At 63.6% G+C, this 19,570-nt stretch carries 18 protein-coding genes and 1 riboswitch; of the genes, 4 read left to right on the forward strand and 14 right to left on the reverse strand.

The window, feature by feature from the left end; all coding sequences use genetic code 11:
• Positions 1 to 32 precede the first annotated feature (32 nt).
• Entirely contained in the window at positions 33 to 1,916 is a 1,884-nt protein-coding gene (locus IB236_RS17085) for a TonB-dependent receptor domain-containing protein (RefSeq protein WP_192421557.1), read from the reverse strand.
• An 81-nt stretch (positions 1,917 to 1,997) separates the two neighbouring features.
• Positions 1,998 to 2,237, reverse strand: a riboswitch (cobalamin riboswitch).
• Between the two features lie 157 nt (positions 2,238 to 2,394).
• Between IB236_RS17085 and IB236_RS17090 the strand changes: the two genes are divergently transcribed.
• The 3 genes from IB236_RS17090 (at position 2,395) to IB236_RS17100 (ending at position 4,196) form a co-directional block, all read left to right on the forward strand.
• The gene (locus tag IB236_RS17090; protein WP_015014799.1) at positions 2,395 to 2,619 is read left to right on the forward strand and encodes a hypothetical protein; all 225 of its coding nucleotides are present in this window, start codon (positions 2,395 to 2,397) and stop codon (positions 2,617 to 2,619) included.
• Positions 2,616 to 2,987, forward strand: coding sequence for a cell division protein ZapA (locus tag IB236_RS17095; protein ID WP_192421558.1), 372 nt, complete (start codon positions 2,616 to 2,618; stop codon positions 2,985 to 2,987). The genes IB236_RS17090 and IB236_RS17095 overlap by 4 nt, the downstream gene beginning before the upstream one ends.
• 393 nt (positions 2,988 to 3,380) lie before the next feature.
• Positions 3,381 to 4,196 carry a sulfite exporter TauE/SafE family protein gene (locus tag IB236_RS17100; protein WP_192421559.1) on the forward strand — a complete coding sequence of 272 codons (816 nt, stop codon included), beginning with the start codon at positions 3,381 to 3,383 and terminating at the stop codon, positions 4,194 to 4,196.
• Between the two features lie 68 nt (positions 4,197 to 4,264).
• Here the strand turns inward: IB236_RS17100 and IB236_RS17105 are convergent, their stop codons facing one another.
• The 4 genes from IB236_RS17105 to hemN form a co-directional block, all read right to left on the reverse strand.
• On the reverse strand, positions 4,265 to 6,709 hold the full coding sequence (locus IB236_RS17105) for a GGDEF and EAL domain-containing protein (protein ID WP_192421560.1): 2,445 nt from the start codon (positions 6,707 to 6,709) through the stop codon (positions 4,265 to 4,267).
• Positions 6,706 to 8,028, reverse strand: a complete 1,323-nt coding sequence (locus tag IB236_RS17110) for an HD-GYP domain-containing protein (RefSeq protein WP_192421561.1) — start codon at positions 8,026 to 8,028, stop codon at positions 6,706 to 6,708. The genes IB236_RS17105 and IB236_RS17110 overlap by 4 nt, the downstream gene beginning before the upstream one ends.
• A gap of 203 nt (positions 8,029 to 8,231) precedes the next feature.
• A complete protein-coding gene (locus IB236_RS17115) occupies positions 8,232 to 8,957 on the reverse strand; it encodes a sulfite exporter TauE/SafE family protein (protein ID WP_192421562.1) in 726 nt (241 codons plus the stop codon).
• Positions 8,958 to 8,962: 5 nt separating this feature from the next.
• Complete coding sequence (gene hemN / locus IB236_RS17120) at positions 8,963 to 10,345, reverse strand: oxygen-independent coproporphyrinogen III oxidase (protein WP_056064378.1); 1,383 nt, start codon at positions 10,343 to 10,345, stop codon at positions 8,963 to 8,965.
• A gap of 189 nt (positions 10,346 to 10,534) precedes the next feature.
• Here hemN and fnr point away from each other — a divergent pair, with 189 nt between their 5' ends.
• Positions 10,535 to 11,257: a fumarate/nitrate reduction transcriptional regulator Fnr gene (fnr, locus tag IB236_RS17125; RefSeq protein WP_015014806.1), complete on the forward strand. Its 723-nt coding sequence runs from the start codon at positions 10,535 to 10,537 to the stop codon at positions 11,255 to 11,257.
• A 110-nt stretch (positions 11,258 to 11,367) separates the two neighbouring features.
• Here fnr and IB236_RS17130 read toward each other — a convergent pair whose 3' ends face one another.
• The 9 genes from IB236_RS17130 to IB236_RS17170 form a co-directional block, all read right to left on the reverse strand.
• Positions 11,368 to 11,661 carry a hypothetical protein gene (locus tag IB236_RS17130; protein WP_056064380.1) on the reverse strand — a complete coding sequence of 98 codons (294 nt, stop codon included), beginning with the start codon at positions 11,659 to 11,661 and terminating at the stop codon, positions 11,368 to 11,370.
• Between the two features lie 57 nt (positions 11,662 to 11,718).
• Positions 11,719 to 11,997: a FixH family protein gene (locus tag IB236_RS17135; protein WP_056064383.1), complete on the reverse strand. Its 279-nt coding sequence runs from the start codon at positions 11,995 to 11,997 to the stop codon at positions 11,719 to 11,721.
• Between the two features lie 64 nt (positions 11,998 to 12,061).
• Positions 12,062 to 13,507 carry a cytochrome c oxidase accessory protein CcoG gene (gene ccoG, locus IB236_RS17140; RefSeq protein ID WP_056064386.1) on the reverse strand — a complete coding sequence of 482 codons (1,446 nt, stop codon included), beginning with the start codon at positions 13,505 to 13,507 and terminating at the stop codon, positions 12,062 to 12,064.
• Between the two features lie 81 nt (positions 13,508 to 13,588).
• Positions 13,589 to 14,503 (reverse strand): cytochrome-c oxidase, cbb3-type subunit III, encoded by a 915-nt coding sequence (gene ccoP, locus IB236_RS17145; protein ID WP_056064389.1) that lies wholly within the window; start codon positions 14,501 to 14,503, stop codon positions 13,589 to 13,591.
• A gap of 24 nt (positions 14,504 to 14,527) precedes the next feature.
• Positions 14,528 to 14,665 (reverse strand): CcoQ/FixQ family Cbb3-type cytochrome c oxidase assembly chaperone, encoded by a 138-nt coding sequence (locus IB236_RS17150; protein WP_015014811.1) that lies wholly within the window; start codon positions 14,663 to 14,665, stop codon positions 14,528 to 14,530.
• A gap of 16 nt (positions 14,666 to 14,681) precedes the next feature.
• Positions 14,682 to 15,314, reverse strand: a complete 633-nt coding sequence (gene ccoO, locus IB236_RS17155; protein WP_056747154.1) for a cytochrome-c oxidase, cbb3-type subunit II — start codon at positions 15,312 to 15,314, stop codon at positions 14,682 to 14,684.
• Positions 15,315 to 15,332: 18 nt separating this feature from the next.
• Positions 15,333 to 16,772, reverse strand: coding sequence for a cytochrome-c oxidase, cbb3-type subunit I (gene ccoN / locus IB236_RS17160; protein ID WP_056747153.1), 1,440 nt, complete (start codon positions 16,770 to 16,772; stop codon positions 15,333 to 15,335).
• A gap of 64 nt (positions 16,773 to 16,836) precedes the next feature.
• Complete coding sequence (gene ccoS / locus IB236_RS17165; protein WP_010460651.1) at positions 16,837 to 16,974, reverse strand: cbb3-type cytochrome oxidase assembly protein CcoS; 138 nt, start codon at positions 16,972 to 16,974, stop codon at positions 16,837 to 16,839.
• Positions 16,974 to 19,481: a cation-translocating P-type ATPase gene (locus IB236_RS17170; protein ID WP_225581245.1), complete on the reverse strand. Its 2,508-nt coding sequence runs from the start codon at positions 19,479 to 19,481 to the stop codon at positions 16,974 to 16,976. The genes ccoS and IB236_RS17170 overlap by 1 nt, the downstream gene beginning before the upstream one ends.
• Positions 19,482 to 19,570 lie beyond the last annotated feature (89 nt).

The following is a 19,570-nucleotide window of genomic DNA, read 5'->3' on the forward strand; positions in this document are numbered from 1 at the left end:
GGGGGAAGGCGCGCAGCGCCTCAGGGGGGGCTTCACTGCGGCGCCCACTTCACACCGACGTACACCGTGCGGCCTGCGGTGGCGTAGGTGCGGGCTAGCTGGTAGTCCTTGTCGGCCAGGTTGTCGATGCGCGCCAGCAGCGTGTAGTCGCGTGCAAGGCGGGTACTGGCATACAGGTTGACCAGCGCATAGCCGCCGAGCACATTGGTATTTGCCACGGTGTCGAAGCGGCGGCCTGATGCCTGCACTTCGGCGCCCACGGTCCAGCCCGCCAGACGGGTGTCGGCGCCGAAGGTGGCGTGCTGCTTGGCGCGGCGCGCCAGCTGCTTGCCAGTGTCCAGATCACGCGGGCGTTGCAGGTCAATGGAGCCATGCAATTGCACGTCGCCCACGCGGTGCGAGCCCGCAAACGTCACGCCCTTGTATTCGGCGCGGGCCGTGTTGGCGTAGCAGCCAAAGTCCGACAGGCACGTGCCTGGGCCAGAGAACGAAATCAGGTTGCTGACACGGTTGCGGAACAGCGTGGCAGAGAAGGTGCTGTTGCCCTGGGCGTAGCGCAGCGCCACTTCGGCATTGCGGCTGCTTTCGGGGCGCAGCGTGGCCACGCCATATTCGCTGAAGCGGTGGTACAGCGTGGGCGCACGGAAGGCCGTGCCCACCGACGCCGTGGCGCGCCACTGCGGGGTGATGGCGTAGCCGTAGGCCACGCTGCCAGTGCTCTTGCCACCGAACTCGCTGTCCGAGTCGTGGCGCAGGTTGAGCTGCACCGTGTGGCCTGCAGCGTTGTAGCCATAGCCCAGCGCCAGCGCGTCTTGCGAGCGTTTGGCGTCGATGGGTTTGTTCTCCAGCCGATCTTCACGGCGCTCCAGGGCCGCCGTGACCAGGTGTGCGCCCTGGCGCCATTCATTCTGGAAGTAGTAGCCGCGCAGGCGCGTATCGCTCAGGTACGGCGAGGGGCGGGTTTCGTATTCGTCGCGCGAGTCGGTGATGGAAAAGCGCGTCTTGTAGGCACTGCTCCACTGCGCGATCCAGTTGAGGCCCAACGCGTGCATGGTGTGCAGGTTGCGGTCGTCCTTGCCCAGGCCGCTGTCGTAGCCGCTGTTGGTGTCGTTCAGCATGAGGGTGCCTTCGAGGCGATGCACTGCGTTCACCTGCAGGCCTACCCGCGCGTGGCCTGCCGTGCTGCGGTAGCCGTCACGGTCGGGGTTCTGTCCAGCGATGGGGCGCGCGTTGAAGCCCTTGCTGTCATCACGCGCCAGTCCCAGGGCGTAGTCCAGCGTGCCGCTGGCACCACTGATCCCTGCCTCGAGCTTGGTGGTGTTATGGCTGCCAACGCCCACGCCCACGTAAGGCGCCGTGCCGTTTTCACCGCGCTTGGTGAAGATCTGCACCACGCCGCCCAGGGCGTCCGAGCCATAGACAGCACCCGCCGGACCGCGCAGCACTTCAATGCGGTCGATGAGGCCCAGCGGAATGCTCTCCCAGGGCGCGCCACCGGTGGATTGCGAGTCGATGCGCACCCCATCGATGTACACCGCAGTAAAGCGCGATTCCGCGCCACGCAAAAACACGCCAGTGGTGGTGCCAGGGCCACCGTTGCGCGAGAACTCCACACCGGGCAGACGGGCCAGCAAGTCGGCCAGACCGGTGGCGCCACTGCTTTCGATGGTTTCGCGGTCCACGATGGAGATGTCGGCCACCAGATCGGCCAGCGGCTGCGGGGTGCGCGTGGCTGCCACCACCGTTTCAGACAACGACGGTGCGCGCAGGTTTTGCGCCAGCAGCTCGCCGGTGGCCAGGGCGGTCTGTGCGAAAGTGCCGCAGGCGCTGCCAGCCAACAGTGACAGCAGGGCCAGGCGTGGGGCGGGCAGGCGCAACGACGCCACAGGGCGCGCACGAAGGGTACGGATTTTCATGGGGATCAAGGTCAACAAACAACCCGGGCCGGCCTCCCGCCAGCATGTGGGTGATACAGCCGCGCAGCGCCAAAAAAGGGCGCACGCAGCCACCGTGTTGGCCGGTATCCGGGCTGGCGGAACACCCCCCCAATGCCTTCCCAGGCGCTTGTTCAAGGCGCCCAGTGGCTTATGGATGGAGAGAGAATCAGGTGATTCGTCCGCTGACCGTTGCGGGGGCAGCGCAGGCTGGGCGGGTACCGGTGGTACGGCGCCTCCCTGCTTCCCGTTGAACTGCGGCATGTGAACCACACCGCGAGCACCAACGTCGGGATTTTACGACCGTTTACAAGCTGCTCCCAGCACGCCAGATCAAGTGGGCAACTCCGCATGGCACCCACGCGGCCGACAATGCACTTGTATCTGTTGCGCATTGCACACCACCGCAGCCTGGGGCCAGGGACCGCTCGGTGTCACACCGCCTACAATCCAAGGCTGTATGGCAATACCGTCCCCCACCGACCAGATCGCCGAGCGCGTGGAGCGCCTGCTGCTGCGACATGCGGAGTTGCAGCGCACCAATGCCCTGCTGGCTGATCAAGTTGCGGCACTGACGCAGGAGCGCGACTCGCTCAAATCCCGCTTGAGCGCAGCACGCGCCCGGGTGGATGCCCTGCTCGAACGCCTGCCCGCCGCCGCGCCGCTCACGAAAGAAGCCGAATGAAGCAAATCGAGGTGCAGATCCTGCAGCAAAGCTATCTGCTGACCTGCCCCGAGGGCCACGAAAGCCGCCTGCTGGACGCCGTGGAGCGCGTGGACACCGCGATGACGCGCATCCGCGATGCGGGCAAGGTCCGGGCGCGGGAACGTATCGCCGTACTGGCCGCGCTGAACCTGGCCTTCGAGATCGCCGACCGCGAAGCCGCAGACCTTGCGGCTGCAGCACAGCCCGTGGCAAGTCCATCTGGCAGCGCCAGCGCTCCCGTGGTGGGGCACCAGGAAAGCCAGCTGCCGGATACCGACCAGCAGCGCCTGCATAGCCTGGTGCAGCGTCTGGACGACGCTCTGGGCGACGACGGACGCCTTCTCTAGTCCTTGGTACGCTGAGGCACACCGCTCCTCCTACCCGTCCGTCACAGCCGCTTGCGGGCTTTACATCACCCCGAGCGCGCAGCGCCCGCTGGCAGCACCTACAATTGGCGGGTCTGCGAAGCTGTCGGGCTTTATATTTCCTTGAACCAATGCTCATTGAGCTCGGGCTTGGTACATCGTCCGGTGAGCGTGATCATCTCGCGTCAGATGAACCCAACGCCAGGCTGCCCTCGCCCACCTGAACCCCCGGTTCAGGATGAGAGTTCGGTGGTATTCGCAGACACCCTCTTCCCCATGCCCTGTCATTGCAAGCACTTGCTGCTGCGTCCATGACAGGGCATTTTTCGCGGCTCTCCGCGTGCTTTGTTGTCCTTTGTTGCCTGATATCCCGCCATGCTCGATCCCTTGCTGATTGTTGAACTCGGTGTGCTCGGCCTGGCCACAGGTTTTCTGGCGGGGCTCTTGGGCATTGGAGGCGGCATGCTGCTGGTGCCGTTCCTGACCTACATCCTGGGCGCTCGTCAGGTGGCGCCTGACTTGGCGGTGAAGATGGCGATTGCCACCTCCATGGCCACCATCATGTTCACCTCCATCTCCAGCGTGCGTGCCCATCACCGGCGCGGCGCCGTGCGGTGGGACATCGTCCAGCGCCTCGCGCCCGGCATTGTGCTGGGTGGTTTCGTCGCCAGCCTGGGTGTGTTTGCACTGCTCAAGGGCTCGTTTTTGGCGGTCTTCTTCGCGCTGTTTGTGAGCTTTTCTGCCACGCAGATGTTTCTGGACAAGAAGCCTGCGCCCACGCGCCAGATGCCGGGTGGCGCAGGCCAGGTGGCAGCAGGCGGCGTGATCGGCTTTCTGTCGGGTCTGGTCGGCGCGGGTGGCGGCTTTGTCAGCGTGCCCTTCATGACCTGGTGCAATGTGCCCATCCACAACGCGGTGGCCACCAGCGCCGCTCTGGGTTTTCCCATCGCGCTGGCCAACGTGATCGGCTACGCCATTGGCGGACAGAACGTGAGCGGCTTGCCACCGGCATCGCTGGGCTATATCTGGCTGCCGGCACTGGGGGTGATTGCCAGCTGCAGCGTGCTGACGGCCCCGCTGGGAGCCAAGGCGGCGCACAATCTTCCCGTCAAGCAGCTCAAGCGCGTGTTTGCCTCGTTGCTGTTTGGCCTGGCGGCCTACATGCTTTGGAAGGGCGTTTCGGCCGTATAAGGCCGACACAGAGGCGGACTCTCGGCCGTCTGCCGAGCCGCAGCCTCCGGTCGCTGAGCGCTGGAGCTTCAGGTGCTCAGCGGTCGGTGACGCCCCTGGGCCTTCAGCGGCAGGGGTTGGCTCAGCATGGCGCGGAACTGGTCTGCCGGCAGCCCCGGCGCACACAAAAAGCCCTGGTAGTGCTCGCACTGCATTTGCTGCAGCACCGCCTGCTGGGTTTCAGTCTCCACCCCTTCGGCCACCACTTCGATGTGCATGGCGCGGCCCATGCTGATGATGGCACTGACAATTGCACGGTCGCCATCGTCGTCGGGCAGGCCGCGCACAAAGGACTGATCGATCTTCAGCTTGTGAATGGGTAGCTTCTTGAGATAGGCCAGGCTCGAATAGCCGGTGCCGAAATCGTCGATCGCCAGGCCAATGCCCAGGTCTGCCAGCACGCGCAGGCGCTGCTCCATCTCCTGTGCGTCCTGCAGCAGGATGGTTTCTGTCAGTTCCAGCTCCAGCAACGTCGGTGGCAGCTGATGCACCGCCAGCAGGCGCGTGATGCGATCCACAAAATCGGGCTGGCGAAACTCCAGCGCAGACACGTTCACGGAAATCATGATGGGCGTGCCGCTGTGCATCCACAGGGCGGCCTCGCGCACCGCTTGCTCCATCACCCAGGCGCCCAGCGTCACGATGTAACCTGATTCTTCGGCCAAGGGAATGAACACGGCAGGCGACACGGCGCCGAACTCTGCATCCGTCCAGCGCAACAGCGCCTCGGCGCCGGTGATGCGCCCGGTCGCCATATTGACCTGAGGCTGGTAGTGCACAGCCATGCGCTGCAGACCCAGCGCCTGGCGCATCGCATGTTCCATCTGCATGCGCGCGAGCAGGTTGGCGTTCATCTGCGGCTGGTAGAAGCCATAACTGCCGCGCCCACGCTCCTTGACGCGGTACATCGCGGTGTCGGACTGCTTGATGAGGTCGTCCAGCGTAGCGCCATCTTGCGGGTACAGCGCAATACCGATGCTGCACTGGATCGAAAAGCCCATGCTGTCGAGCATGAAGGGCTTGAGCATGTCGTCCAGAATCCGGCGCGCCACGCTCTCCGCAACGGATGCGTCGCCACCGTGCAGGTAGATGACAAATTCATCCCCCCCCAGGCGGCACAGCATGTCGGTTTGCCGCAAACAGGTCTGCAGACGCTCGGCCACCAATTGCAGCACCCGGTCCCCAAAGGGGTGCCCCAGGGAGTCATTGATGATCTTGAATCGGTCCATGTCCAAAAACAGGATCGCAAAGCCGGTGTCGCTCTGGCGAGCTCCCTGGATGGCGGTATCCACCCGCTGAGACAGCAGCAGGCGGTTGGGCAGACCGGTGAGGGCATCGCTGTAGGCCAGCTCTTCGATTCGCTTTTGTGCGGCGTGCTGCAGTGTGAGGTCGCGCATGAAGCCAATGCTTTGCACCAGCCGCCCTTCATCATCCCGCAGGGCCACCCAGGACAACTGGACAGCACAATACGCGCCGTTGTCACGGGGCAGCCACAACTCGCCTTCCCAGAAGCCATCCTGCGCCCAGCCCTGCAGCACCTGCTCCATGAACGAGGCATCCGAGCCACCGCCAAAGAGCGAGGCCGCCACACAGCCTTCAAAACCCTTGGCCGTGGGCCCCACGAGCCGCTCACACCCCGGGTTCATGCGCATGATGCGGTGCTGGCTGTCTGCGATGAAGATCGCATCCAGACTGGACTCGAACACGCGCGCAGCCAGGCGAAGGCTGGCCTGGACCTCGGTCTGGCGGGTAATGTCCCGGAACGAATACACCCGGCCCACCGCACGGCCCTGGCTGAACTGCGGCACCGTGCGCATCTCCAGCACCACACCATTGCGCAACTCGACGATGTCGGTGCTCTCTTGCGTCGGCTCGCGGTCGATGGCTGCCAAGCGCTCGGCATACAAACGGGCGTCTGCGACCTGGTCCGCCATGAAGGCGTATACAGCAGCATCGTCACGCTCTACCAGCAGCTGGCGCGGCAGGTTCCACAGTTGCGCCAGGCGCTGGTTGAATGCCCGCACACCGCGGTCCAGTCCACACACCAGCATGCCGTCGGCAGCGGAATCCAGCGTGGCACGCAACTCAGAAAGCAATGTCTCCAACTCGCGCTCGGTGGTCTCCTGGCGGCTGCGGTCCAGCATGGTCAGCAGCAGCACACTGGTGCCACTCGCCCCCCAGGGCACTCGCCGGACGCAACGCTGCACCGGTACCAGACTGCCATCGGCACGCAGCAAACTGGTGTGGGCAGGAACGCCTTGGGCAATCACATCGGCCGGCTCGGACCAGAACGCCAGCTCCTGGGGCGTGCTGGCCAGATCCAGCACAGACCGCCCCTGCATGTCGGCGGCAGACAGCCCTGTCAGACGCTCGGCGCCTGCGTTGGCTTGCAGAATGTGCTGGTTTGTCTCATCCAGCAGCCACACGGCCTCCTGCAGGCCATCCAGCCATCCGAGCGATTGCAAGTCGTTCACGCCGAGGCCTCGTCAGGGCCGGGACTGACCGCTCGCTCAAAAAAGTAACAGATCCGCTGTCGAGGCGACAGGTAGTCCAGCGCGTCACGCGGGAGCTGCGCGGGCTTGAGGCTGCGCCGTATGCCCAGTTCAGGTACGGTTTCCAGATCCAGTATCGGCGCTTCATCCTTCGGTACGCGCGGGTCGTGCACGATGACCTTGGGCCGCAGGGGCCGCGACGAGTTGACCGATGCCACGATGGCATACCGGTCGTTGACCAACTGCACGATGGAGCCGGGCGGGTACACCCCCATCATGCGAATGAAAGCCCCCAGGACCACCGAATCAAACCGCGCCTTGAGCTGGGCAAAGATGACGGATAGCGCCTCATGCGGGGTCAGCGCCGTCACACCCATGGCCGGGTTGCACATCCGGTCGTATTGATTGACCAGGGCCAGGATCTGGCTCATGCGCCCCAGGTCAGGCCCCTTCAAGCGTTGGGGAAACCCGCTGCCGTCACACATCTCGTGGTGCCGGGCCACTGCAGTCAGTACCGCATCGGCAAACCCCATACGTTTGGCCAAGGCCACGGATTCCACCACGTGGGTCTCGTAGCGCGTGCGCTCCATGGGGATCATGGACGGGGTGGGCTGGCGCAGATTGGGCGGAAGCTTGAGCTTGCCAATGTCGTGGATCAATGCGGCCACACCCAGATCGTGCAGCTCCTCGCTCTTCATGCCCAGGGATCGCCCCAGCAGCAGCGAAATCACCATCACATTGATCGGATGCAACCCGTTGCGCTCGCCCACGCCCTCGGATAGCAGCCGGATGACGGAGTCGCCGTTTTCCAGCAGTTCGGTCACGCATCCAGAGACCAGCGCCTCCCCCTTGGCCCTGGCCTGGTCCGGGTGCTCTGACACCGTGCGCTCCATGGACTGGTACTGCCGCGTGGCTTCCGAGAAACGCTGGTTGCAGGCGGCCAAGGCCCGGTTTTGCGCTTCCAGCAGCTCACGGCGACGCTGTGCTTCGGGGTCCACGACAGTGGTCGTGCCAGACGCGGGCGCATCCAGGCCGTTGGGCGGCGGCACTGTCATTTCAGGCACGCTCCAGGCGGCCGGCACCAGCTCCGGGAGTTCAGGATCGCTCTTCTTGGGGACGTAACGCACTTCGGTCAGTCCCAGCTCCCGCAAGGTGGTGATCTGATCCGACGACGCCACCCGAAAACTGCTGATCGGGAACGGATGATGCATCCAGCCCACGTCGAGCTGGATGTACATGCCGACACGCAGTTGGCTGATGTCGATGAGGATGGATGAGTTCACGTCAGGCGCACGATACATGGCGACATCAATGCCACCAATAGTTACGCAGATTATCACCAGTTCCAGTGACGTGGCGAAGAACCGACAGGCCGCGCAGCGATCCGGCAACACTTGACTGAAAGCGGGCCTGGCTGGACCGCCCCAGTCCCCGCGACAAAGGCATCGCCCACCTTCCAGCCCCGGGGCGACTGGGGGGATGTGGACGGATCAGCGCCGCGCGCTCAGCGGCACCAGAGCGACGGCTTGTAAATGAGATCCATCCACAGTGCCCAGGCAGCTACCGCGCACAGCATGGCGCCTGCGGCCCTCGTGCCCCACTGCGCCCGCGCGAGGTTCAGCCGGTTGCGAAGGCTGCTCCAAGCCCAGGGGCCGCCCACCAGCCACACCCCGCTGCCCACTGCAAACAGAGCCATGGTGAGGGCCCCCTCCAGCGCCCCCCCGCTGAGCGCCGCGACCAACAGGGCCGAATAGAGCAGTCCACAAGGCATCAGGGCCCACAGAACCCCGGCCGCCATCACTCCGCCCGGAGCCCCGACCAGCGGACGAACACGCGCCCACACGGAGCGGCCCGCCTGCTCCACCCAGGCAGGCTGCCGCGACTGCACCATCATCATGAGCCCCCAGGCCATCACCGCCACATGCATGAGTGTCCAGGCGGGACGCAGCGCGCTAGTCTGCTGGGTCAGCCATGCCAGACTGTCCATGGCCAAGGCCGCCAGTGCACCTGCGCTGGCATACCCCACCAGGCGCCCTGCGTGAAAGGCCATGGTGCGCTGCAGCGCACCGCCACGCGGCGCCCAGCGCACCTCCTGCTCCGCACCACCGTCCGCCTGTGGTGCGCCGCCCTGCCGCACCAACGCTCCGCAGGGCGCGGAACACATGGCCAAGCAATGGGACCCGCCGGCGAGTCCCATGAGCAAAGCAGTCCAGCCAACCGTGGCAAGCATAGGTGTCAGATGATGCGCGAAAACCGGGCGCGGTTGCGGTCCGCCTGCAGATAACGGTCAAAAACCATGGCGATACCGCGCACGAAGAACCACCCGGTGGCGGTCACTTCAATGCCCTCCGGCCCCACCCGTACCAACCCCTGCTCCTGCATACCCTCCAGCTGCGCCAACTCTGCTGCGAAGTACTGGCGGAAATCGATCAGCCACGCCTGCTCCATCGGCTCGAACAGCAACTCGCCCTGGCACATCAGGGCCATGATGGCCGCGCGGCGCACCAGGTCGTCGCGGGTCAGGGCCAGCCCGCGGACCACAGGCAGCCGCCCCTGGTCCAGGAAGTCGTAGTACTCGTCCAGCGTCTTGGAGTTCTGGCTGTAAGTCGCCCCTACCCGGCCGATGGCCGATACGCCCAGCCCAATCAGGTCGCAGTCTGGCTGCGTGCTGTAGCCCTGGAAGTTGCGGTGCAAGCGTCCCTGGCGCTTGGCCACAGCCAGTGCGTCGGTAGGCAGAGCAAAGTGGTCCATACCCACATAGACATACCCAGCGTCCATGAACGCATCGAGTGAGCGCGAGAGCATGGACAGCTTGCTCGCGCCCGTGGGCAATTCGGCGGAGATGATGCGACGCTGCGGCTTGAAACGCTCCGGCAAGTGTGCATAGGCATACAACGCAATACGGTCAGGCCGCAGCTGCGCCACCTGCGCCAGCGTGCGGTCAAAAGACTCTGGCGTCTGGCGCGGCAGGCCGTAGATCAGGTCCACGTTCACCGAATCAAAGCCCAGCGAGCGGGCGGACTCCACCAGTGCAAAAACCTGCTCTGCAGGCTGAATGCGGTGCACGGCCTTTTGCACTTCGGCATCAAAGTCCTGCACGCCAAAACTCAGGCGGTTAAAGCCCAATTCAGCCAGGAGCGCCAGACGCTCGGAGTTGACCGTGCGCGGATCCACTTCGATCGAGTATTCGCCACCGGGCGCCAGCGTGAAGCTGCGCTTGAGCATGGCCATCAGCTCCCGCAAGCCCGCATCGGAGAGGAAGGTGGGCGTGCCACCGCCCAGGTGCAATTGACTCACCACCTGTCCTACGCCACAGTGCGCGGTGTGCAGGTCGATCTCGCGGCTCAGGTAGCGCAAGTAGACCTCGGCGCGGTCATGGTGTTTGGTGATGATCTTGTTGCAGGCGCAGTAGTAGCACAGGGATTCGCAAAACGGGATGTGCACGTACAGGGACAGCGGCATGGCCTTGGCCAGCGTGCCCGAACGGCGCTGTTGCAGCGCCAGCACATAATCTTCCTGACCGAAGGCCTCCACAAATCGGTCGGCCGTTGGATAGGACGTATAACGGGGCCCTGGCACGTCAAAGCGGCGCAGAAGATCTGGCGAAACAGCAGTCATGGGGAAATTTCCTTGCGTACACCTTGACTGTGCCGTAGGCTCCGGGACATGTCCTTGACCTGCATCAAGTGAACCAACAAGCGATACGGCGACAATTTGATGAAGGTCAGCCGCTCGCCCGCGCCCTGTATTCAGGTTCGTGTACGGCAAGCACGATATGCTCGACCAACAACCCAAGTCCATGTGCCTATGAACCCGCTCACCATCAAAGTCGCCTGCTCCAACTGCAACCTCCGCGAGCTGTGCATGCCCGTGGGCTTGAACGAAGAGCAGCTCCAGCGCATTGACGAGGTGGTTGCCGTCCGTCGCAAAGTCAAACGCGGAGGCACGCTGTTTCGCAATGGCGAGTCCTTCACGTCCCTGTATGCCATCCGCACCGGGTTCTTCAAGACCTGCGTGGCCACGGAAGACGGTCGCGACCAGGTCACGGGCTTTCAGATGGCGGGCGAGATCATCGGGCTCGACGGCATCGTGAATGACCACCATACCTGTGATGCGGTGGCACTTGAAGACGCCGAAGTGTGTGTCATGCCCTTCGACCGCATTGAAGAGCTGTCACGCGAAGTCACAGCCCTGCAGCACCACGTGCACAAAATCATGAGTCGCGAGATCGTGCGCGAGCACGGCGTGATGTTGCTGCTGGGCAGCATGCGTGCCGAGGAACGCCTGGCCGCCTTTTTGCTGAACCTGGTGCAGCGCCTGCATGCACGGGGCTTCTCGCAGTCGGAACTGGTGTTGCGCATGACGCGCGAAGAAATCGGCAGCTACCTCGGCCTCAAACTCGAAACGGTCAGCCGGACCTTCTCCAAGTTTGTGGAAGAAGGGATCGTGGAAGTCAAACAGCGCCATGTGCGCATTCTCGACACCGATGCCCTGCGACGCATCGTGAACAGCCAGCAGACCTGCCACTGACGACACTGACACCGAGCCACTTCCACGCAGAGGGTCGGTTCCGCACAAAGTACAACCATCTCTTGCGAAACGGCATGCATTGCATGCCCAGACAAGCAGGCGAAAAGGGTTCAGGGGCAGGACGAAGTCTTGCGGCAATCGTCGGGGCGCTCCCCATCGGGCACCGGGCACCGGTTGACCTCGAACGGAGACATGGACAGCAGTGTCGTCAATGCGCTCGTGGCCATGGTGATGGCCCAAAACACAAAAAATGCGAGGGTGTACACCCCTTGCCGTGACAGCGCCAGGGGCTGGCCGAACCAGTGCAGGTCCTGGGGGTCCACCATGGCAAAAACCAGCATCTCCAGCACGCCCGCCATCAAGAAGGCGGGCCATGCAATCCACATCAGGCGTTGCGTCCACATATCGGTTCTGTCTCCTGGTGCTGCCTGGGGTCGCTGGGGGCAGCGACCGGCGGGTTGTCAGCGTGGTTGGTCTTGCACGGGGGTGGCCGCATGGTTGCGGGCCTTGAGGGCCGGTGCCAGGCTTTTCTCCGGCGCCACCAAGGTCTTGTTGATCTCAATGCCCTGGCGGTAGTAATCCTCGGCCACCACCGGGTCAGGCCGAGAAATCGCCAGCCACAGCGTCACAAAGCCAGCCACGATCACGATGGCAGGCCCGGCAATCACCAGCCACACATGGCCGAACTTCCACCAGGGCACGGGAACTGCCGGTGTAGCGATGGCAGGGTTTGAAGACATGGTGCTCTACTCCTCAACAATATCGGTCAAAGTGCGGCCCTGAAAGGCCCCACCGGGATGCCGCTCAACGCGGCACAAGAAACACGGATTTTTCCGTCACGTGGGCAGCTGCCCCTACGGCCTGCACGTCAAACTGAACCGCATGCGAGCCCGACGTGGCGGAACCGTACGGAATCTGCAAACGCACGGCCACCCAGCGCGACTCTGCTGCGCCAATATCCACTTCGACCTCGGAGGCCACCTCCAGCCCCTCCAGTCCACGCGCACTGATGCGGTAGCGCTGTTCGCCCTCCGTGGCATTCATGATCTGCAGCCGGTAAATATTCTCCAGTTTGCCCCCCGCCACAATGCGCGAGAGCGCGGCCCGGTCACGCACGACATCCACCTTCAGCGGCGTGCGCACCACCAGGCTGGCCAGCATGGCAACGCACAGTGCTACCAGCACGGCGGTGTAGATCAGCACACGGGGACGCAACACGCGACGCAGCATCTGGGACTGCGTCCAGCGCTTGGCCACGCCGTTCTGGGTGGAATAGCGGATCAGGCCACGCGGGTACTGCATCTTGTCCATCACCGTATTGCAGGCGTCCACACACAACCCGCAACCAATGCACTCATATTGCAAGCCCTTGCGGATATCGATGCCCACCGGACAGACCTGCACACACAGCGAGCAGTCAATGCAGTCGCCAAGCCCCTGGGCCTTGTAGTCAATGTTCTTCTTGCGCGGGCCGCGCTGCTCGCCACGCTCAGGGTCGTAGGTGACGATGAGCGTGTCTTTATCAAACATTGCGCTCTGAAAGCGCGCATAGGGGCACATGTACTTGCAGACCTGCTCGCGCATGAAGCCTGCGTTGCCGTAGGTGGCAAAACCGTAGAACAGCACCCAGAAAATCTGCCAGCCGCCTTCAAACGCCAGCAGCTCGCTGCCCAGTTCGCGGATGGGCACGAAGTACCCTACGAAAGTGAACCCGGTCCACAGGGCCACGGCGATCCACACCACCTGCTTGAGAAACTTTTTGCGGATCTTCTCGAACGTCCAGGGACCGTTGTCCAGACGGAGGCGGGCACTGCGATCACCTTCGATCTTGTGCTCGATCCACATGAACATTTCGGTGTACACCGTCTGCGGACAGGCAAAGCCACACCAAAGGCGCCCTGCCACGGCGGTGAAGAGGAACAGCGACAGCGCCGAAATGATCAGAAGGCCGGTGAGATAGATGAAATCCTGCGGATAGAGCACCAGGCCAAAGATGTAGAACCTGCGAGCCCCGAGATCAAACAGCACCATCTGGCGCTGGCCCCATTCAAACCACGGCAGCCCGTAAAACACCAGCTGCGTCAAAAGCACCATGCCCCAACGCCAGCGCGCAAACAATCCGCTGATCGAGCGCGGGTAGATCTTCTTTTGCGCTTCGTACAGCGAGATGATCTCGCCCGCAGAGGACGCATCGGCGGCGACTGGCGTAATCGGGATGACCTTGCGAGCAGGCTCGCTGGGTGTGCTCATGGTGTCGCTTTATGAACGGAGGACAGGCTTACTTTGAAAAGGAAACCCGGGCAGTGCCTCAAGCACCGCCCGGTGGACATATCAACGTGCAGCCACCTGCTTGTTCGACAGGCCCCACACATAGGCAGAGAGTACGCCGATCTGCGCCTCGGTCAACTTCTCGGCTTGTGCAGGCATCTGGTTGACCTTTCCGTTGTTGATCATGGCCGTGATGGCAGCCTCGCCCCAGCCATGCAGCCAGATATCGTCGGTCAGATTGGGTGCACCCAGTGCCTGGTTGCCCTTGCCATCCATGCCGTGGCAGGCCGCGCAAGCCGCAAATTTGGACTTGCCCAGCGATGCACGCAGCGAGTCGTGCGGGCTACCCGACAGGCTCAACACGTAATGCGACAGGTTGCGCACGTCTTCTGGGGTGCCCACGGCCGCTGCCATGGGAGGCATGTTGCCGATGCGGCCCTTCTCCAGCGTCTCGCGGATCTTTTCGGGTGTGCCGCCATGCAGCCAGTCGTTGTCCGTCAGGTTCGGGAAGCCCTTGCTGCCGCGTGCATCCGAGCCGTGGCACTGCGCGCAGTTGTTCATGAACAAGCGCTCGCCAATGGCATGGGCCTGCGGGTCCTTGGCCACGTCTTCGGGCTTCATGGATACAAAGCGGGCATACAGGGGCTCCAGCTCCGTCTTGGCCTTGGCCATTTCGGCTTCGTACTCCCCCTTTTGCGTCCAGTTGAGCTTGCCGGTAAAGCTGCCCAGACCTGGGTAGGCAGCCAGGTAGCCCAGGCCAAAGACGATGGTGATGACGAACAGCCACACCCACCAGCGCGGCAGGGGGTTGTTCATTTCAACCAGGTCCTCGTCCCAGACGTGGCCGGTGGTGTTGTCGGAGGTGGCAACCACCTTCTTGCGGCCTGCCATCCAAAGCAGGATGCCGCAGGCGATGATGCCGACCAGGGTCAGCGTGGTCACAAAGACCGACCAGAAATTGCTGGTGAAGTCACTCATGGGGTGTTCTCGTTCTGGTGAAGGTCAATCTGTCTCGAAAGGCAGCTGGGCTGCCTCGTCGAACCGGGCCTTGTTGCGGCCTCGGTAGGCCCAGACCCAGATGCCAATGAAGCAGGCCATCGATGCCAGGGTGGCGACGATGCGCATGGTGGTGATGTCCATGGGATATCTCCTTTGCTTACTTGAGCGCACGGCCCATGACTTGCAGGTAGGCGATGAGCGCGTCCTGCTCCGTCTTGCCCTTGACCTCGCCCGCCGCAGCAGTGATCTGCTCGTCGGTGTAAGGCACGCCCACGGTGCGCAGGGCCTTCATGCGGGGAGCCATCACTGCAGGGTCCACCTGGTTCTTTTCGAGCCAGGGGTACGCGGGCATGTTGGACTCGGGCACCACATCGCGGGGGTTGTTCAGGTGGATGCGATGCCATTCGTCGCTGTACTTGCCACCCACGCGGTGCAGGTCAGGCCCAGTGCGCTTGCTGCCCCACTGGAAGGGGTGGTCATACACAAACTCGCCTGCCACCGAGTAGTGGCCATAGCGCAGCGTCTCGGCGCGGAAGGGGCGGATCATCTGCGAATGGCAGTTGTAGCAACCCTCGCGGATGTAGATGTCGCGGCCCGCCAGCTGCAGGGCGTTGTAGGGCTCCACACCCTTGACCGCCTCGGTCGTGGACTTCTGGAAGAACAGGGGCACGATCTCGACCAGACCGCCAATGGCGATCACGATCAGGATGAGCACGATCATCAGAAAGTTGTTGGTCTCCACCTTTTCATGGGAGAAACCGGTCGAAGCAGATGTGTTGTTGTTGGACATGAATGATCTCCTTCGGACTCAAGCGTGGGCCGCGTTCACAGCAGGAATGGCCACCTTGACCGAACGGCCCGAGATGGCAGTCAGCCACACGTTCCAGGCCATGACCAGCATACCGCCCAGGTACAGCAAGCCACCCGCCACACGGATCACATAGAAGGGATAGGTGGCCTTCACGCTTTCCACGAATGTGTAGGTCAGGGTGCCGTCGGGGTTGACCGCGCGCCACATCAGGCCCTGCATCACGCCGGCAATCCACATCGCTGCGATGTACAGCACGATGCCGATGGTGGCCATCCAGAAGTGCAGCTCGATCGCTTTGACAGAGTGCATCTTGTCCTTGCCGAACAGGCGTGGCACCAGGTAGTACAGCGAACCCATCGAGATCAGACCCACCCAGCCCAGGGCGCCGGAGTGCACGTGGCCAATGGTCCAGTCGGTGTAGTGGCTCAGGGCATTGACGGTCTTGATGGACATCATCGGGCCTTCGAACGTGGACATGCCGTAGAACGACAGCGACACGATCAGGAAGCGGAGGATGGGGTCGTCACGCAGCTTGTGCCATGCGCCCGACAGGGTCATGATGCCGTTGATCATGCCGCCCCAGCTGGGGGCCAGCAGGATGAGCGAGAACACCATGCCCACCGATTGCGTCCAGTCAGGCAGCGCGGTGTAGTGCAGGTGGTGTGGGCCCGCCCACATGTACGTGAAGATCAGCGCCCAGAAGTGGACGATCGATAGGCGGTAGCTGTACACCGGACGGCCCGCCTGCTTGGGGATGAAGTAGTACATCATGCCCAGGAAGCCAGCGGTCAGGAAGAAGCCCACTGCATTGTGGCCGTACCACCATTGCACCATGGCGTCCTGCACACCGGCATAGGCCGAGTAGCTCTTCATCATGCCCGCAGGGATGGCTGCGCTGTTCACCAGGTGCAGCAGAGCCACGGCCAGGATGAAGGCACCAAAGAACCAGTTGGCCACATAGATGTGCTTGACCTTGCGGGTGCCAATGGTTCCGAAGAACACGATGGCATAGGACACCCAGACCAGCGTGATCAGGATGTCAATGGGCCATTCAAGTTCAGCGTATTCCTTGCCTTGGGTGTAACCCATGGGCAGGCTGACGACCGCTGCCGCAATGACCAGCACCCAGCCCCAAAAGGTGAATGCAGCCAGTGGGCCGGCAAAAAGCCGGACCTGGCAGGTGCGCTGCACCACGTAGTAGCTGGTAGCAAACAGCGCGCTGCCGCCAAAACCAAAGATCACCGCATTGGTGTGCAAGGGTCGCAAGCGGCCATAACTCAGCCACGGAATGCCAAAGTTGAGTTCTGGCCAGGCCAACTGGGCGGCGATGATGACGCCCACCAGCATGCCGACCACCCCCACCACCACGGCCAGGATAGAGAACTGCCGCACTACCGTATCGTTGTAGTGCGCAGCATTTGTTTTTGGAAAATCCATCGGGCACCTCTTTGTATTGCAGTAAGAGTTTGTTGCAGTCGCGGCTATCGGGCATTGACACAAGTCAACCGTCTCGGAGAATGCGCTCCCCCTCTTGTTCTACGCTCTCGAACTGGCCGTGGTACACGGCCCACCACAGGCCTCCCAGAATCAGAAGCACCAGCATCACGGACAGAGGAATCAGCAAATAAAGTATGTCCATCAGACAAGCTCCAGCGGGGTCTTGGAAAGATCAAGGGGCGGCTGCGGCGCGCTGCCAGCCATGGGGTCGGATCGTGCAGGCAACGCCACCGTGGGCAATGGCGCACTGTGCAAACCAGGCAAGGAAGGCAGGTCGCGCGCCAGGCGCGCTGCGTTGAGCACCACCAGCAGCGAACTCAGCGCCATGCCCAGCCCGGCCAGCCAGGCGGGCATCCAGCCCAGCACCGCCAGCGGCACACACAGCGCGTTGTAGGCCGCAGCCCACCACAGGTTCTGGCGCACCACGCGCAGGGTGCGGCGTGCCAGCAGCACCGTTTGCGGCACCAGCACCAGGCTGTCGCCCAGCACCACAAAGTCCGCCCGGGACTGCGCCAGTGGCACTGCGCGGCCGAAGGCAAAAGAGACATGGGCCCCCGCAAGCACCGGGCCGTCATTGAGGCCATCGCCCACCATGGCCACGTGGTGTCCTTGCGACTGCAGTGCCTGCAGCGCGGCCAGCTTGCCTTGCGGAGTGCACTCGCCCTGGGCCTGGGCAATGCCCGCCTGCGTGGCCACCCGCTGCACTGCACCCCGGCGGTCACCCGACAGCAATTGCACGGCCACACCGTCCTGCTGCAAGGCGTGCACCACGGCGGAGGCCTCAGCCCGCAGGTCTTCCACCAGATCAAAGCGGGCCAGTTCGCGCAAGACTCCATCTGCCGATTGCTCAGAGAGCACGACCTGCAGCGCAGCACCGCCGGCATCGTTGGCAACGCCCGCATGGCGGGCAGAGCCCAGGCGGATCGTGCGAGCAACTGCTGCCCCGGTGGTGTCCTCCACGGTAGCAGTCAGCCCCTGCCCTGCATCCTCTTGCAGACCCGTCACCTGCCAACGCCCCAACGGCAGCTGCTGTGCAGAAGCCGCCGCAGCCAAGGCCCGCGAAGCCGGGTGCATGGACTGGCGCGCGAGCGCTGCGGCCAGGTCCAGTGCCTCTTCTGCGCTGCAACCGCCCGCAGGATGCACCGCTTGCAGCGCCATGCCGTCGCGGGTCAGCGTACCGGTCTTGTCAAACACCATGGTGTCTACCTGGGCCAGCGCCTCCAGCCCCTGCAGATTGCGCACCAGCACGCCGTGGCGCGCCAGCGTGCCTGCCGCCGTGAGCATGGCCACCGGGGTGGCCAGTGACAACGCGCACGGGCAGGTGACGATGAGCACGGCCACCGCCACCATCAGCGCATGCCCGGGGTCCGACGGCCACCAATAGGCAGCCGCCAGCGCCGCCGCCAGCAAAACGGCGACCAGGAAAGGCCGTGCAATGCGGTCCGCCAGCTGCGCCAGCCGTGGCTTTTGCAGCGATGCGCTCTCCATCAGTGCCACGATCTGCGCAAAGCGGGTTTGCCCACCTGTGCCTTCCACCAGCACCTCGACCGGCGCCTGCAGGTTGTAGCTGCCCGCCGTCACGGTGCTGCCGACAGGGCGTGCAACGGGTGTGGATTCGCCCGTCAGCAGAGCCTCATCGGCGTGGGTGCTGCCTGCTGTGATGCGGCCGTCGGCAGGAAACGCCTCGCCGGGCAGCACACGGATGGTGTCCCCCACCACAATGCGCCGCGTGGCCACGCGGGTGAAGCTGCCATCCGCCGCGCGCCGCTCCACACTGTCGGGCAGGCGGTTCATCACGGCCTCCAGCGCACCCGCCGTGCGATCCCGCAGGCGCAGCTCCAGCCAGCGGCCGGTGAGCAGGAAGAACACGAACATGGTCAAGGAGTCGTAGTACACCTCCTTGCCAAAGATACCTGCAGGGTCAAAAGTGCCAGCGGTGCTGACCACGAACGTGATGGCCATGCCCAACGCCACGGGCAGGTCCATGCTGACGCGGCGCAGGCGAATGTCGCGCAGCGCGCTGGTAAAAAATGGACCGCAGGAAAACACCACCATGGGCAGCGTGATGACCCAGGAGGCCCAGCGCAACAGCTGCTCCATCTCGCCCGACAGGTCGCCCGGCTGTGCCACGTAGGCGGGCCACGCATACATCATCACCTGCATCATGCAAAAGCCCGCCACCAGCCAGCGCCACAGCGCACGGCGGCTCTCGCGCAGGCGCTGGTCGCGCGCAAACGCATCCATGGCGGGCATGGCACGGTAACCCGCGTGGCGCACGGCCTCCATCCACTGCGACGGCAATACCCGGCCAGGCTGCCACACCACGCGCGCCCGGCGCGTAGCGGCGCTCACATCGGCTTGCAACACGCCGGGCACGGCCCGCAGGGCGTCTTCGATCGTGAGGGCACAGGCCGCGCAGTGCATGCCCTCCAGCACCACATGGGAGTCCCATGCGGTGGCTGCGGCGTCAGCGGCGACGTTATCGGCTGCACCGCTGGGCAAAGGGCTGCCGGCAGGGGTGCAGGGTCGGCCGAACGCCAGCCATTCCTGGGGGTCATCCAGCAGCTCTACCCGCTGCGGCGGCAACGGATCTGCCACGCTGTCAGAAGGATGCACCGCAGAAGAAGCCGGCGCACCGGGTTGAAACATGGACATGGTTCAAGCCTATCTGTGGGGCATGACAACTACATTGACCTGGATCAAGCCCCGGAACATGATTCATCCTAAGCTTGTTCCAT

The organism is Acidovorax sp. ACV02, assembly GCF_014851475.1.
GTDB lineage: Bacteria > Pseudomonadota > Gammaproteobacteria > Burkholderiales > Burkholderiaceae_C > Acidovorax > Acidovorax delafieldii.

What these genes read in the sequence shown, in the direction of transcription:
- IB236_RS17085 (WP_192421557.1), bottom strand. Translation starts at nt 1,916, where the DNA reads ATGAAAATCCGTACCCTTCGTGCGCGCCCTGTGGCGTCGTTGCGCCTG.
- ccoP (WP_056064389.1), bottom strand. Translation starts at nt 14,503, where the DNA reads ATGAGTGACTTCACCAGCAATTTCTGGTCGGTCTTTGTGACCACGCTG.
- hemN (WP_056064378.1), bottom strand. Translation starts at nt 10,345, where the DNA reads ATGACTGCTGTTTCGCCAGATCTTCTGCGCCGCTTTGACGTGCCAGGG.
- IB236_RS17130 (WP_056064380.1), bottom strand. Translation starts at nt 11,661, where the DNA reads ATGTGGACGCAACGCCTGATGTGGATTGCATGGCCCGCCTTCTTGATG.
- ccoS (WP_010460651.1), bottom strand. Translation starts at nt 16,974, where the DNA reads ATGGACATACTTTATTTGCTGATTCCTCTGTCCGTGATGCTGGTGCTT.
- IB236_RS17090 (WP_015014799.1), top strand. Translation starts at nt 2,395, where the DNA reads ATGGCAATACCGTCCCCCACCGACCAGATCGCCGAGCGCGTGGAGCGC.
- IB236_RS17110 (WP_192421561.1), bottom strand. Translation starts at nt 8,028, where the DNA reads ATGTATCGTGCGCCTGACGTGAACTCATCCATCCTCATCGACATCAGC.
- ccoN (WP_056747153.1), bottom strand. Translation starts at nt 16,772, where the DNA reads ATGGATTTTCCAAAAACAAATGCTGCGCACTACAACGATACGGTAGTG.
- IB236_RS17115 (WP_192421562.1), bottom strand. Translation starts at nt 8,957, where the DNA reads ATGCTTGCCACGGTTGGCTGGACTGCTTTGCTCATGGGACTCGCCGGC.
- IB236_RS17100 (WP_192421559.1), top strand. Translation starts at nt 3,381, where the DNA reads ATGCTCGATCCCTTGCTGATTGTTGAACTCGGTGTGCTCGGCCTGGCC.
- ccoG (WP_056064386.1), bottom strand. Translation starts at nt 13,507, where the DNA reads ATGAGCACACCCAGCGAGCCTGCTCGCAAGGTCATCCCGATTACGCCA.
- IB236_RS17150 (WP_015014811.1), bottom strand. Translation starts at nt 14,665, where the DNA reads ATGGACATCACCACCATGCGCATCGTCGCCACCCTGGCATCGATGGCC.
- IB236_RS17095 (WP_192421558.1), top strand. Translation starts at nt 2,616, where the DNA reads ATGAAGCAAATCGAGGTGCAGATCCTGCAGCAAAGCTATCTGCTGACC.
- IB236_RS17135 (WP_056064383.1), bottom strand. Translation starts at nt 11,997, where the DNA reads ATGTCTTCAAACCCTGCCATCGCTACACCGGCAGTTCCCGTGCCCTGG.
- fnr (WP_015014806.1), top strand. Translation starts at nt 10,535, where the DNA reads ATGAACCCGCTCACCATCAAAGTCGCCTGCTCCAACTGCAACCTCCGC.
- IB236_RS17170 (WP_225581245.1), bottom strand. Translation starts at nt 19,481, where the DNA reads ATGTTTCAACCCGGTGCGCCGGCTTCTTCTGCGGTGCATCCTTCTGAC.
- ccoO (WP_056747154.1), bottom strand. Translation starts at nt 15,314, where the DNA reads ATGTCCAACAACAACACATCTGCTTCGACCGGTTTCTCCCATGAAAAG.